This window comes from Paenibacillus sp. FSL H3-0310, from assembly GCF_038002785.1.
Classification (GTDB): domain Bacteria; phylum Bacillota; class Bacilli; order Paenibacillales; family Paenibacillaceae; genus Paenibacillus_AQ; species Paenibacillus_AQ odorifer.
The window spans coordinates 1,290,115-1,304,077 of record NZ_JBBODC010000002.1 but is presented as its reverse complement, the minus strand read 5'-3'; the positions used below and the strand labels follow the sequence as shown (position 1 = coordinate 1,304,077).

General features: G+C 43.7%; 12 protein-coding genes. 2 read left to right on the top strand and 10 right to left on the bottom strand.

What is annotated here, in order from left to right:
• The first annotated feature begins 136 nt into the window (after positions 1-136).
• Positions 137-1,177, top strand: a complete 1,041-nt coding sequence (locus MHH63_RS25245; protein ID WP_076181920.1) for a copper amine oxidase N-terminal domain-containing protein — start codon at positions 137-139, stop codon at positions 1,175-1,177.
• A gap of 459 nt (positions 1,178-1,636) precedes the next feature.
• Here MHH63_RS25245 and MHH63_RS25240 read toward each other — a convergent pair whose 3' ends face one another.
• From MHH63_RS25240 to MHH63_RS25205, 8 genes are all read right to left on the bottom strand, one after another.
• On the bottom strand, positions 1,637-4,354 hold the full coding sequence (locus tag MHH63_RS25240) for a CHASE3 domain-containing protein (RefSeq protein WP_248548935.1): 2,718 nt from the start codon (positions 4,352-4,354) through the stop codon (positions 1,637-1,639).
• A gap of 213 nt (positions 4,355-4,567) precedes the next feature.
• Positions 4,568-5,275 carry a DNA alkylation repair protein gene (locus MHH63_RS25235; protein WP_248549043.1) on the bottom strand — a complete coding sequence of 236 codons (708 nt, stop codon included), beginning with the start codon at positions 5,273-5,275 and terminating at the stop codon, positions 4,568-4,570.
• A gap of 33 nt (positions 5,276-5,308) precedes the next feature.
• Positions 5,309-6,883, bottom strand: a complete 1,575-nt coding sequence (locus MHH63_RS25230; protein ID WP_248548934.1) for a histidine kinase N-terminal 7TM domain-containing diguanylate cyclase — start codon at positions 6,881-6,883, stop codon at positions 5,309-5,311.
• An 83-nt stretch (positions 6,884-6,966) separates the two neighbouring features.
• Positions 6,967-7,488, bottom strand: coding sequence for a YcxB family protein (locus MHH63_RS25225; RefSeq protein ID WP_341172213.1), 522 nt, complete (start codon positions 7,486-7,488; stop codon positions 6,967-6,969).
• Between the two features lie 131 nt (positions 7,489-7,619).
• Positions 7,620-7,868, bottom strand: coding sequence for a type B 50S ribosomal protein L31 (locus MHH63_RS25220; protein ID WP_036682161.1), 249 nt, complete (start codon positions 7,866-7,868; stop codon positions 7,620-7,622).
• 223 nt (positions 7,869-8,091) lie between these two features.
• The gene (locus MHH63_RS25215) at positions 8,092-8,880 is read right to left on the bottom strand and encodes an SDR family oxidoreductase (protein ID WP_076309976.1); all 789 of its coding nucleotides are present in this window, start codon (positions 8,878-8,880) and stop codon (positions 8,092-8,094) included.
• Between the two features lie 16 nt (positions 8,881-8,896).
• Complete coding sequence (locus MHH63_RS25210; protein WP_076309975.1) at positions 8,897-9,667, bottom strand: DODA-type extradiol aromatic ring-opening family dioxygenase; 771 nt, start codon at positions 9,665-9,667, stop codon at positions 8,897-8,899.
• Positions 9,664-10,302 carry an alpha/beta hydrolase gene (locus MHH63_RS25205; RefSeq protein ID WP_341172212.1) on the bottom strand — a complete coding sequence of 213 codons (639 nt, stop codon included), beginning with the start codon at positions 10,300-10,302 and terminating at the stop codon, positions 9,664-9,666. Before MHH63_RS25205 ends, MHH63_RS25210 begins: the two co-directional genes overlap by 4 nt.
• A 144-nt stretch (positions 10,303-10,446) precedes the next feature.
• On the opposite strand from MHH63_RS25205, the gene MHH63_RS25200 reads away from it, so the two are divergent.
• Positions 10,447-10,998, top strand: a complete 552-nt coding sequence (locus MHH63_RS25200; RefSeq protein WP_076191653.1) for a helix-turn-helix domain-containing protein — start codon at positions 10,447-10,449, stop codon at positions 10,996-10,998.
• A gap of 6 nt (positions 10,999-11,004) precedes the next feature.
• Here MHH63_RS25200 and MHH63_RS25195 read toward each other — a convergent pair whose 3' ends face one another.
• Together MHH63_RS25195 and MHH63_RS25190 are read right to left on the bottom strand one after the other, a co-directional pair.
• Positions 11,005-11,856, bottom strand: a complete 852-nt coding sequence (locus tag MHH63_RS25195) for a diguanylate cyclase domain-containing protein (RefSeq protein WP_036682174.1) — start codon at positions 11,854-11,856, stop codon at positions 11,005-11,007.
• Positions 11,846-13,942: a cellulose biosynthesis cyclic di-GMP-binding regulatory protein BcsB gene (locus MHH63_RS25190; RefSeq protein ID WP_341172211.1), complete on the bottom strand. Its 2,097-nt coding sequence runs from the start codon at positions 13,940-13,942 to the stop codon at positions 11,846-11,848. Before MHH63_RS25190 ends, MHH63_RS25195 begins: the two co-directional genes overlap by 11 nt.
• Positions 13,943-13,963: the final 21 nt, after the last annotated feature.

Genomic DNA, 13,963 nt, shown 5'->3' with positions numbered 1-13,963 from the left:
GGGGTCTTATGCTTTTTTTATATTTGCAGTGAATGAAGATTACAATCGGGATGCAAAAAAACTGCAACATTTTGGAGGGGTGTCCCGTCAGAATAATAACAACACTAACAAAAGATTTTAAAAGGAGCTCACAACCATGAACAACATTTTAAAAACAAGTACAGTTCTTTTAACTTTGTCCCTAGCACTTTCTACAGGAGCAGCTTATGCTGCACCCACCACAACTTCTGCTAAAAATGAGGCTAAACAAACCTCCGCTAGCGTTAATCAAAAGACGTTTGCGATTGAAATCAACGGATCGACTATTAAAGAAACAGGCTTCCAAAGCACAAGCGGTAAAGAGCCGATGGTACCACTACGTTCAATTACTGAAGCCCTTGGATTTGAATTAACCTGGAATGCACAGAATAAATCCGTTGAACTTATCAATGGCGCTGTATTCACTACAGTGAAAGCTGGAGAAGATCGTTATAGTATCAACAAAATGAATACAACACTTGGAACTGCACCACAATTGGTTGACTCCACTTTGTATGTCCCAGCTTCCTTTTTAAGCGAAGTAATTCATCAAAACATGACTGTGAAGGGAGATTCCATTGTGATCAACACAAATGCCGCCGAGCAGCACATGACTAAGACTGGTGTGATTACAGCAGTCTATGATGGTGGTAAATACCAATCCGTTCAAATCCAAGGTGTAGGTACGGATGGAATCGTATTAAATGTAGGGGAAGATACGGCTATTGAGATGGCTGACGGCACTAAAATTGCACTCAAAGATCTCCATATCGGGATGACAGTAAAAGCAGAACACTCCATGGTCATGACTATGAGTCTTCCGCCACAAACACCAACTTACAAAATCACCGTTCTGGATAAGCAAAAACAAGATGATCTTCTAGGTACTGCTGGTACTATTGAAGAAGTTCAAAAAGACGATAAGGGAAATATCAGTATCACTGTTAAAGGTAGTGGCCTGAGCGAATTGTCACAAAAAGAAGTAGTACTGCGCATTAGCGAAGACACAGTGCTCATTAACAAAGACGGCGAAGCTGTTAAAAGCAGCGAGCTTGTTAAAGGCACAAAAGTTATCGGATTCTACAGCCCAGTGCTGACCAGAAGCCTGCCACCAATCGGCACAGCTGTCAAAGTTGTAGTAGATTCTGCACAACAATAAGAGAGAGACTGGAATCTTATTAAAAAGATTCCAAAGAGACATTAAAACAGCGATCCTTCCGTTATGGGAGGATCGCTGTTTTGCGTTATAGACTATAGGTTGGCTGACTCGCTTCAGCCGATTTGTGAGGTAAACGAAAGCCGGCTGAACGCTTGGTCACACTTTTACTTGCCTTGCTGCAGAGTTTGGGATGATCATAATCGCGAGCCTTACGGACCCAGCTGACTTTATTTGCGAATTTTCTGCCTTCAGAGCAGCGTTTCGGACTCCAGCGCCACTATTCATTAAAAAGAGGGGCATATTCGATGTTTTTTATGCCAATAGTGTCAGTGGGGTCCGTTAGTATTACAAATGTGGTAAAAAGCTGCGTTAACGGTCAGCTGTGTCCGATAGCAGAGCAGATTATAGTTACTTCGTTCGCGCAACTTCACTCGAGTTGTCCGAAGTTGGAGGTCTAGCTCATGAATCGCTAGCCAGTATCAATTGCATCAACGCTAATAAACGCTCCAAGTTAACAGGCTTACTGAGATAATCTGTTGCCCCAGCCTGTAGGATTTTAGCCTTATCTTCCTTCATCGCTTTTGCAGTCAGTGCAATGATGGGAATATCCTTCTTTGCGGGCATTTGTCTGATCCGATTGATTGCCTCATACCCGTTCATCACTGGCATCATAATATCCATAAGAACGATATCTATAGAAGCCGCTTGCTCCAGTTCATACAGGCCGCTCTCTCCGTTAGTAGCTGTAGTTACATGCAGCCCGCGCTTTCTTAGGGTATTTGATAAAGCGAACAAATTCCGTTCATCATCATCCACGATAAGTACATGCTTTTGATTCAAAGAAGTGAAGTCAGTACGTGTATCCTCAGCCGTTGTAGCGGCAAGTACCACTCCACTCCCGATCTCTTGAATAACAGTCGCTTGATCAGCCACTTCCTCAAGGCTTGGAGCCTCAAGCTGCAAAGGCAAATACACTGTAAAGACACTGCCCACACCCTCTTGGCTCTCCAGCGTAATTCTACCACCAAGTAATGTTGCCAGCTCTCTGGATATGGATAAACCAAGCCCAGTTCCCCCATATTGACGTTCTGTATTTCCATTCGCCTGTTGAAATGCTTCGAAGATAATTGACTGTTTGTCTTCTGAAATCCCAATTCCAGTATCTTTGATGGCGAAGGCAATAAATTCCCCTGTATACGAACCTGCCAAATCCAGCAACTCGTCCTTAGTTGCTAAACGGATTTCCAGAGTGACTGCGCCTTCCGCTGTAAACTTAAACGCATTGGACAGCAAATTTATAATAATTTGCCGTACTCTTTGAGCATCCGAATAGAACAGCGGGGGTAAGTCCTCTCCGAGCTGTATTTGCAAAGGAATCTCTTTTTTGCGGGAAAGCTGACTGAAGTTCTGGATCATTGCCTCCGGAATCTCCGATATATTTATCGCTTCAATTTCAATATTCAGCTTTCCTGCCTCAACCTTGGACAAATCCAGAATGTCGTTAATCAGCGCCAGCAGATCTTGTCCCGAAGAATGAATGGCTTTTGAGAATTCAATATCCTCTTCGCTTAGAGCTCCCGACTGATTCTCCATAAGAAATTCGGAGAGCAGCAGAATGCCGTTCAGCGGAGTTCGCAGTTCATGAGACATATTAGCCAGAAACTCAGATTTATATTGTGAGCTTTGCTGCAATAACTCTGTGTATTCACTAAGCTCCATTTGAGCTCTTTCCGCCTCCAATGACTTTTGTTCCGCCAGCAGATTCTTATCCTCCAGCTTTCTATTTGTTGCATGCAGTGACTCCGTTTGGATCTGCAGCTCCTCAGACTGAGTCTGTAGTTCCTCGGTATATACCTGTAGTTCTTCGTTTAGACGCTGAGATTGTGCCAGAAGTTGGTCAATCTTCATACTGTTAATCGTGCTGTTAATTGCAGAGCCAAAGGCATTCGAAATAGACCCTAGGAACTTAACCTGCAATTCCGTAAGTGGAGCAAAGGCGGCGATTTCCACCACAGCAACTACCTCACCCGAAAAAGAAATCGGCATTAACAGAAGCGCCTTCGGCGCAGAAACACCCAGCCCAGACTGTATGCTAATATAATCCTCCGGCAGATCCTGTATTTGCATCAAACGCGCCTCTTTAGCACATTGTCCAACTAGACCTTCTCCGGTCTGGAATGCCCGCTGATCTGGAATGTTACTGCTTCCGCCAAAAATAGAGACTCTCTTAAAGAAATCCCGATCATGATCCTGTGTTCGAACATATAAGGATCCATATGGGTAATTGATCACTTCTGCGGTTTTGCCAAGAAAAATATCGCCCAGTTGCGAGATATGTGTGATGCCCTGATACCTCGCCAACAGTTCGTTTGCGTTAGCCTGAATCCATATCCGTTCTTGTTGCGTGTCTATCAGATGATTCGTAGCTACGCTCAGATCCCTGATCTCATCATTCGTGGTGATCTCTATCCTTGTCTTCATATCTTCGTCAGATTCCAATTCTGCAATCGTATGGGTAACTTTACGAACCGTACTAACGATGGAGCGTGAATTGATCCACGAAGCGACCATCGCGGTAACCGCTATAATTGCCCAAGCAATATAAAGAAGCTCTAGCAATAATTTATTCTTGTCTGCTTGTCTAGCTATCAGACTGTTGGTGTTCTCTTTCATCGTCTCGCGGTAAGTGCTGATCTGATTACGAATCCGGTCCATTTGATCTTTGCCATCGTCGGAATTAAAGTATCTTAGGAGCTCAACGTCCTGTCCCTCTTTTTTCAACTGGATCACATAATTTCCGGACTGTTCGATCCATTGCTTAATTTTACTTTCAATACCCAACAGACGCTGTAGCTGTAAAGAATCATTAGCAGTCAGCACGTAGAGCTTATCATAATTAGCTTCCCATTCAGCCTTACCCAAATTGTAGGGCTCCAGATACTTGTTATCGCCGGTGATGACATATCCGCGTTGTCCGGTTTCCATATCCAAAATATTCTTCTCAATTAGATTAGCTAAATTAGTAATCTCTCGATCCTGATGAGAGATGAAGCTGGTTTCCCGCTGTAGTGCATTGATTCTTCCATGCATGACAAAAACGAATCCTAATAGACAGATCACGATTAAAACTGTAATTGACAGTATTTTATACTGCAAAGTGAATCGGCGTTTGTTCACAACTAGCCTCCGTCCTGTCTTCTAACTATAAACCCCTTTCTATTCTACATCATTGTAAAAGATTACTTGAATAAGGCTTCATTAATTCTTCTATGTAAATTTTGACTGCTGCTAATTTAAACAATTTCCGCAGGGTTGAAACACTTGTTTTTCCCGGAATAAAAAAAACCCCACAAGTGCCTTTCACCTTGAAGGGTTACCTAAATATCTAACTTAGCAAATACAAGTTTTCTTCTTCACACCAAGCTTCCCAGCTTGTTCAACCTTAGCAATATAATCAACAGCCATAGGAACTTTACAAGCGGTTTGTCCCATGTTCACCTGGACCTTACCTATACCTGCTGCGATCTTTGCTGCCTCCTCATGCAGTTCTGTGATACTGCTGCCCACCATAATTAAGAAAGTATTCATCGTATAACGGACACGATTCCGCTCCCGATGAATAGTAGCGCCTACTTGTTGTAACAACTCCCTAATTTCAGCGATGTCCAGCTTATCATCCGGTGTAATTGAAATGTAATTTGCATAAGTGCTCCAGCCGCAAATGGCTATTAGTTCATCCGAGGAACGAATCCACTCTCTCGCAAGTTCCAATCCATATGGACTCTCTGCGGCGAGAGGGGATACTATATATTCCACTACCGCATGCCAACTGGCCGCCGAAGCCCAGCTTTGAAGCTCTTCCTTCGTCATACTCTTAGGATTGACCGTTAGTCCAGCCAAATACATTACATCGTAATTGCCTGTCTGATACAAAGCCCTTGCCAGACTCTGATCTTTTTTCACATCCTTAACCAGCTTCTTCATATCCCCTACCTTTACTCCAAATAAAGGTTCCACTGCGCCATGTCGTAAGAAAGTACGTTTCGTCTGCTCTGTACCCATCTCCTCAAGCTTACTCATCACTTCATCAACAGTCAGATTCATTAGGCCACTCCCTTATCTTCGATGTTCTTATCCCTTTACCGCTTCTCTTATGATCGGTTCACGACCTAACGTAACTCTGTTCTTCCCTGTATTCTTAGAGTGATATAACGCTTCATCCGCTTCCCGATATAAATCTTCGAAAGTCACCTCTCTACGCTCCGTAAAAGAGATTCCGATACTTGCGGTAAGATGAATGCTATCCTGTTCATTCAAGATTATCGTGTAATCACTCATCATTGTACGAAAATCCTCTGCTTCTTTTAAGGCTGCACGTTTATCTTCAGCGAAAAAGCATACAGCAAATTCCTCGCCACCTACTCTTCCAGCAATACCTTTATTCTGGTATACCTGAAGTATTTTATTCGAGAAATCAACTAACGCCTGATCGCCCGCTAAATGACCATAAGTATCATTAATTAATTTAAAATCATCGATGTCAAATAACAGCAGAGCCAACCCTAATCCATCCGGGATCGTTTGATTCTGGACCCTTTGCATGAAATGCCTGCGATTATAAAGCCCTGTCAGATCGTCAACCGTTGCCTGATAGACCAGTTCACGCTCATATCGCTTTTTCTCACTATGATCACTAAACACAATAAGCATACCCTTATTCTCTGTTGCCGCATGTTCCGTAGCAATTAAAGAAACCCCATAACAGAGCTCCCCTGCGCCAGAACAAACTACCTCAAACTGTCCTTCCGTCCTCTGACTGTAATGAGCTGCAATGTCTTTGTGAGACTTCGTAAAAAGATCAATGTTTTTTCCCATCCAATTATCGTTCGCTATTCCGGTAATGTCGTATAAAATAGCAGTCGCCGCATCGTTTATGCCAATGATATTATCATAACGGTCAGTCAGAACTACGCCGTCTTTCATGTGCTCTAGAATTTTGTTTTTGGTTAGAGGGAAGATGGTTAATTTGGAGCTAACAAAAAGTGCAAAATAAGCCGCTATAATCGCAGGCAAATAAGTAAACGCCGTAAAACCTGTAATGGTAATCTTCAAGAGGGGGAGTAAAAAGACGGAAATAACCGGAACCAGCAAACCCGCCAACAGCAGGATATTAGTCCGCAAATAAACTCTCGGGGTATTCAGTAGGGAAACTGCCAGCAAGCAGACCGCATATAGCCCAAAAAGCTGATCATACGCAATAAAAGCCATACTAAGGAGCGTAGGCTTTACAGCAATTCCACTAACACCCGCGACCGTCAGGACGGACACTTCACTGCGCATCAGATGATGATAGCTATCCGTAAAAATAAGAAGTACATCCATAACAATAGGGATAGAGAAGATGGCAAGCTTCACGGGCAGGCGCCCTGTGGAAGGAGATACGTATTCTTTTACCACAGCATAAGTAAAGAGCGCACTAAAAAAAAGCGGAGCCTGCTGTACATTCTTCCACCACAGCTTAGACTGAAAAGAGGGTGACATAATCTCTCCCGCCGTTGCAACAAATATAAGGCTGACTAACAGCATTAAGATCCACAAATAGCGTCTCCCTGCTAACTTACGGTGCCGATAGGAGCTGACGCCCATGTACAGACTTAGAACACTGCCCATTAATAAGTAATACGGATATCCCTGAATCCATGGCATGCCATATTTCTCCTATTTTTCAAGTCGCTCCTATCATTATAGCCTAATCCTTGGTACAAATGAATCAACAATAACAGCACATCTTATGCTTTAAATTTCACCCGATTGGAGAACATATATTTTCTGGCTAAATCCTTAAATGTTATTTTATCTTGTGCCGATTCAAAGAAACGTTTAGGGATAATCAGCGCTCTCTGTGTGGACACAAAAAACACAAACAAGTTCGTAGTTTCACCTATCTTATGTATCTCTTCCCACTTCACTTGCCCAGTGCCCGCTTCGGAAAGATAAGATATGCCTTCATCTGAAATCGTATAATTTTGCGGTTGCTGAATTAGGTTATCTGTTTTGAACGCCTTTTTCGATTTTTTGATCAAGCTTGCCTTGGTCATATACCATAAGACAGCGGCAAGAATTATAGCAGTCGCAGCCAGGATTGAGATGCTTTGAGTACTGTAATCCTTAGTAATTAATAACAAAATCATAAAGTAAGCGACTACGCTAAAAGAGTTGAGTATAATCCGGCTATTCAAGCTGAACCATAAGTTAAACTCCTGAACGTCTTCACTCTTTAGGACTGTATCTACTTTTATTACATTTTCCATCACTGATCGCTCCCTCGACGCCATGTATATTTTTAAATTCATCTCATTTTAACATGCCTGAACACAAAAAAGGGACATCCCCGAAGCGATTGCTTCTAAATGGGTTGTCCCTCTTCAATCCGTAAGGATTCTTATTTCTTTTGTGCAAGACGTTGTTTGAACTTATCAACACGGCCGCCTTGTTCTGTATCTCTTTGTTTACCAGTGTAAAATGGGTGGGATGCGGAACTTGCGTCCACACGGAGCACTGGGTAAGTGTTGCCGTCTTCCCATTCCATAGTTTCATTGGATGATTTAGTAGATGCACTCAAGAACTTGAAGCCTACGCTTGCATCCAAGAAAATCACTTGGTTGTACTTAGGATGTATGCCTTCTCTCATTCTGATCGTCCTCCTTCTGAATAAATTCGTGGAGCCTTTATGGTAAATTATCCAAATGATCTGTAGGTTTATATATAGAATAACCTAATAAACGTAGGAAAATTCGTAAATCTTACGATTTAGACCACCGCTCCATCATACGCTTATTTAGAGCACAAAGCAACTAATATTCAAATTACTAATTTTTCCATAACCTTTCAAAGCCTACCCATAACGCCGGAGGTTAGAGCGATTTCACCATTCCTCCATCGACTAAAAGAGATTGTCCCGTAACATAAGTATTCGCAAAAGAGCCTAGAAAAACAGTAGCCTTGCCGAATTCTTCGGGCGTGCCCAATCTTCCTAACGGGATTTGCAGCAGCGCTTCCTCTTGAATCTGCTCCATAGGGATCCCCTCTGCTTGTGCACGTTTGCCGTCTAGTTGAAGAATCCGGTCGGTTGCAATACGCCCTGGTGCGATCGTATTAATTAAAATGCGATCCGCAGCCAGCTCAGTAGCCAAGCTCTTGGTCAAGGCATACACGCCAGCGCGAAAAACATTGGAAAGAATTAACCCCTCAATAGGCTGCTTGATAGAAATCGAGCTTATATTAACGATTCGCCCTGCCCCAGAAGAGCGCAGATGCGGCAGTGATTCACGGATCAAACGAATGGTACTCATCAGTGTGAGCTCAAACCCCTGGTTCCAATCCGCGTCTTCCATATCAGCGAAACCTCCGCCATGAGGCCCCCCCGCATTGGTCACTACAATATCAAGCCCACCGTTTAGGGCTACAGCCGTTTGAATAGCATGTACGATATCCTCTGGGACAGTCACATCCATCTGAACCATGTTCACCTGCTGTCCTGTGGCTGCCTGAATCTCTTTCTGTGCGTCTACAAGCTGCTCCATACTCCTGCTGGCGATCATTACCTTCGCTCCCTCACGGGCGTACTCCAGCGCAGTTGCGAGTCCTAATCCTTTACTTGCTGCGGCTACAAAAACTGATTTCCCACGAAGTCCCAAGTCCATCATTAATGCCTCCTTCTTAATTAAACTCCCAACAGCTAAGACTTAAATTGCCATACTGATAACTTCGGTGCAGCAGCTTCGCTTCCTTCCCTTTATCGCCAGCTCCCATAGCTATTATCAAGGGGATAAAGTGCTCACTAGTCGGCACTGCATCAACGCCATAAGGAGCAAGCTCCTGATAGTTAAATAGCGACTCTGTATCCCAAGCTTCCAACCTGTGCTGCAGCCAGTCATCGAATGTCTCCGCCCATTTCTCGACGTTCTCCATTCCCCACTTCACGCTACGCAAATTATGGACGGTTCCACCGCTGCCAATAATCATAATATCCTGCTCACGCAGCTCAGATAAAGCCTTACCCATTAAATATTGCTGTTCATTGGACAGCTCTCGATTAACTGACAAAGACACGACAGGAATATCTGCATTCGGATAGATTAATTTAAGAATAGCCCAAGCTCCGTGATCTAGTCCACGCTCTGTATTTAATTTGCTGACAATCCCATTCTTGTGGAACAGAGACATAATTTGCTGTGCAACCTCATTGTCCCCTTTGGCAGGATAAGTCATTCGATACATCTCATCTGGGAAGCCATAGAAATCATAGATGGTGTCGAAAGTCTCCATAACTCCAACCGATTGTGTGTGTTCTTCGAAATGTGCAGAAAATACAACAATCGCTTTCGGTTTGACATTCCTCTCAGCGAGCTCCCCAAGAAATTTCGTATATGCATTGTTATCAAGTACCAGAGAAGGAGCACCATGGGCAATAAAGTAAGAAGGTATCATAAGTTCTGCCGTAACCAAGCGATCAGGTCCTGCTGATTCTGCGGTAATACACCATGATCCGAAGGATAAGTTTTAAAGGTTAATAATGGGGTTAGACCTTCGAAATAAGCGGCTGTTTCTGTCCCCACTGAAATTGGAAATACAGAATCATATTCACCATGCGAGATGAAGACCGATAACTCCTGCACACTCTTCAGCTCATAATCCGTCTTCACAAACCCCGGAACATAACCGTTCAGCGCTACAATTCCCCGAAGCAAATTCCCCATTGTAAGCGCGAGAGTCATGGACAAAATGGCTCCTTGACTGAAGCCAAGCAGATAACGGTGTTTAGCATCTATAGGGTATTTGTCGGTGGCGTATTCGATAAACTGCTGCAATTGCGATACAGCCTGATCAAACTGCTCGCGGATGGGATGACCTAGACTTTTGAGATCATAATATTGAAATCCTGCCCCTAAAATCATATTTCCCCGAATCCCGATAATAATAAACTCTTCAGACAAGGACTCAACAAGCCCGAACATATTCTTCTCATTGGAACCTTTGCCATGCAAGGTGAAGATAACCGGATAAACCCGATTCTCATCGTAACCGGAAGGTAGACTGACATCATATATATAAGGTGCCTTCATAACTAAACACTCCTTCAAAATATTTGTAATACAAAAATAATATTTGTAAAGATAATATTATAAACCTCTAGCTAGTATGTCAATTAATAATTTGTTAATATAAAAATATATTTGCTATTACTAATATCAAAAGGGGCTTTACTAATGAATATAGGTTCAAACATTCGTACAATCCGTAAAAGAAAACATATTACGATTGCCCAAATCTGTGAAACAACTGGCCTGTCACAAGGTTTTATGAGCCAGGTTGAGACTAATAAGACCTCTCCTTCGATTGCAACCCTTAGCCTGATTGCGGATGCGCTGAACGTTCCATTGGCTTATTTGCTGTTAAAAAAGGAAGAGCGGATGCAGGTGGTACGCTCCAAGGAGCGGCAAATCACCAGTAGCGGAAGTGATAAACTGCAAGTTGAGCATTTAAGCTCGGCAGGTGGTGTACGAATGGTGCTTGTCCATTTCCCTCCGGGCACTTCTACGGGTGAAACTCCGCAGGCGCACGAAGGCAAAGAGGTCCATTTAGTAATAAAAGGTGAGGTTTATGCGGAGCAAGGTGAAGATTTCGGGATGTTCCAAGCGGGGGATTCCTTTAGCTGGAATGCCTGTGTGCCACATCTGGTCATAAATAAAGGCGATGAGCCGGCAAGCGTGCTCATCGCCATCCATACAGAGGCTGATAGTGAAACCGTTGATTTTTAAGCTGGCCTACACGTCGTACTCCAGCTGTTTTTTGGCCTGAACAATGAAATCCAGCGGATTCTCAATCGTGCCGGCTTGGTATTCGACCGCCCCAATCTTAAGACCCAGGCTGACCTTATATTTTCTGGAGAAATTATTGTCATTCAACTCCTGAAGCTTGAGCTTAATCCGCTCGATCACAATCTTCGCCCCATCGCTGTCCGTGAACAGCAGCAGGCCCCATGTTGCTTCATCCTTATCTAGCAGATAGAGTGCATCATTGGTACGAATACTCGCCTGACTAAGCTGAGACACGTCATAGATAGCTTCTGCCAGCTGATCTTCAGGAATGATCCGTCTGATCTCTTTCCAATACTTCACCTTCACCACTAGCAGGGTGAGCGGAATCTGATAGCGGGTCGAAATGCTTGTAAATAATGTAGCATCCGTCTGAAAAGAAATACTGTTCCGCAAATTTGTGTTTTCATCTACGATAGCCATATTGGCAGTCTTTTTGCGTAGCTGCTCATTCTCCACCTGCAAATCACGGCTGCTTAAAGTGAATACCCATAGAACGACCGTTAATAGCGGAGTCATAATTAGCCAGAAATAAGTATTCAGGCTAATCGTTTCCCCCAGCGTTATCGTCTGGTACATCGTGTAGAATCCGTAAGCAAAGATAAATACCAGATTCAAGACCAGACCCGCAGTGACCGTCGTAAAATACGTAACAATGGCCAGAATAAAAGCCACCGTTAAAATGATAATATTCTGGAGGTAATCATCCGGTGCCCCGGCAATGAAGACGATACAGAGGAACGATAACACCAGGAATGATAAGAGAGCGATGTCCGACACTAAGCTACGATTACGTCTCACGCTTATCACCACGTTTCTTCATGTGTTTGCGAAGCAGCAGGATCAGCGATAGAACCACCAGCGTCAGCACCAGTAAAATCACGATGATAAAACTGAGTACATCCGACCGTTCCATTATTTTCTGGGCCACAGAGTCCTCGGCTGCTCCAGTGATCGTTTTGAAGCGGTGTGCGCTGACATTACCGTCTTTATCAACGATTGCACCATCGCCAAACACCTTCCACTTGTCCCGTTCTGTAGCGAGCAGTTTAGATCCTAAGTAATACTCTTCCGAGCTGACCCCTGTAACCGCGAGCAATGCACGTCCCGCCTCAAATGGCGAATCAATCAGCTGCAGTGTTCCGATTCGTGCGCCGTATTGCTCTTCAATACTCATTTTCTCATTGGAGCGAATTGTGGTTCCATCTCCGTTATATTGAAAATAAAGCTTAGCATTCTGATCACGGATCACCTTATTATTCTTATAAGCACCAATAGCGATGATATTATTATTTTTCAAATGATCGGCGCTGACAGAATCGGTATAGAACTGGATATTCCCTATATTTCCGCTGGCATATTTACCAAGCAGATTAAAGATATTCGATACACTTAAATAGGCGTAATCATCCATTTGTTCGGGCAGTACAACCGCCACATGATTATAGATCCCATCGCGAATGAACGGATATGGATAGTTATTAAATAAGAGATCCGTGCGATCCTTCGTATTCAGCTGCATTACAGAATCTTTACTGATATAAGCCCACGGCATTTGGTCCCGATCGATAATACATCTGGCTCCTTCGATCTCCAAATCAAAAGCCACTGTCACCGAGAAATTTCCGGAGATATTCAAGTTCTGAGGCACCGAGAGATTAAGAATATCGCCATTCGCCAGTTCCTTGGTCAGCTTCTTACTGCCAATCGGAGTATTGTTGATGCTCACGGTAACCAATGAACGAGTAAAATCCAAATTCTGTGCATAACGGAAATCCAGGCTGATTTTACCGGAATCGGCAATCGAGCGGTTCGCTGGCAATGAAATAAAATACGTCTGCTCCTGATGATGTGCCCCGGTCAGTTTATCACCTGTCTCAGTGAACGTGATGTTAGAGCTAATCGAAAGCGCAGGTGCTGATACTTCTGTAGCATCCGTTACTGTTTTCAGATCACTAGTGATCTGCCCGATCAGCTCTGGATTAGCAATCAAACGACCCGCTTTAATCAGCAAGTTCTCATCCTTCGAGGTTACAACCAAGGTGGGCTGGGTATCCTTATTCACTAGCTGGAGCAGCGCGTGCGTACCCAAATCTTCAGTGGAGCTTAGCTGAGCTTTCAGCCCGCTTGGTACTCTGTCATACATAGCTACCAGTACAACTGCGGCCTTATTCTGCACAGTGTCTGCCCGGTAGGGAAGCAAGGGAATAGTCTTATCATTTAACGTAATCCCCTTAACAAGCCCGGAGAGAGCATAAGTGGCTGCTTCCATTTCTGCCGCTGTGCTTTTGTCCGGTACAGTCAGAATACTCTGATTCTTCGTTAAGGTATCCATCCCGGCGAATCGCTCGCTGAAGTCACTGATCCCTCCACTCAAGGGCTTTGCGGTATAAATCACGTTAATACTGGACGTATTGAACAGATGCAGCCAATTATCCGACGTTTCATCGACCGAACAAAAGAGGTCATCTTGACGATCTGTCTTTAAATAGCCCTGAATGCCCAGCGTATTCGTCCCTTTTTTCAGAAACCCCTTGGGCGCCACAAGGGTCAACAGCTGTTCGCCGTTGTCTTGTAGTGACGGACGAAACGTATAGAACGGGCTGCCGTTTAGCGTTAAGGTAACACTAGAAATCTGCTCTTCGGTAATTTGTGAAATTTGAAAATGCAGTTTGATCTTTACTTGATCCACATTCCAATAATCCAGAACCTCAAAATATTGCTGCTGGGCACTCGAACCTGTTAAGGACGAGTCCGTTCCCGTAAATGAGGTTGTGTAAGTGGACTTATGATCCTGCGGCAACGTCTCTGCGGCAGCAGGATGGATTGGAATTAACAAAAGGGAGAGGCAGGTTAACAGTATAACCAGCTGTTTTTTTATCTTCATGTTCTGTTTCTCCTGTGATTA

What these genes read in the sequence shown, in the direction of transcription:
- MHH63_RS25225 (WP_341172213.1), bottom strand. Translation starts at nt 7,488, where the DNA reads ATGGAAAATGTAATAAAAGTAGATACAGTCCTAAAGAGTGAAGACGTT.
- MHH63_RS25200 (WP_076191653.1), top strand. Translation starts at nt 10,447, where the DNA reads ATGAATATAGGTTCAAACATTCGTACAATCCGTAAAAGAAAACATATT.
- MHH63_RS25215 (WP_076309976.1), bottom strand. Translation starts at nt 8,880, where the DNA reads ATGGACTTGGGACTTCGTGGGAAATCAGTTTTTGTAGCCGCAGCAAGT.
- MHH63_RS25230 (WP_248548934.1), bottom strand. Translation starts at nt 6,883, where the DNA reads ATGCCATGGATTCAGGGATATCCGTATTACTTATTAATGGGCAGTGTT.
- MHH63_RS25245 (WP_076181920.1), top strand. Translation starts at nt 137, where the DNA reads ATGAACAACATTTTAAAAACAAGTACAGTTCTTTTAACTTTGTCCCTA.
- MHH63_RS25205 (WP_341172212.1), bottom strand. Translation starts at nt 10,302, where the DNA reads ATGAAGGCACCTTATATATATGATGTCAGTCTACCTTCCGGTTACGAT.
- MHH63_RS25220 (WP_036682161.1), bottom strand. Translation starts at nt 7,868, where the DNA reads ATGAGAGAAGGCATACATCCTAAGTACAACCAAGTGATTTTCTTGGAT.
- MHH63_RS25210 (WP_076309975.1), bottom strand. Translation starts at nt 9,667, where the DNA reads ATGATACCTTCTTACTTTATTGCCCATGGTGCTCCTTCTCTGGTACTT.
- MHH63_RS25190 (WP_341172211.1), bottom strand. Translation starts at nt 13,942, where the DNA reads ATGAAGATAAAAAAACAGCTGGTTATACTGTTAACCTGCCTCTCCCTT.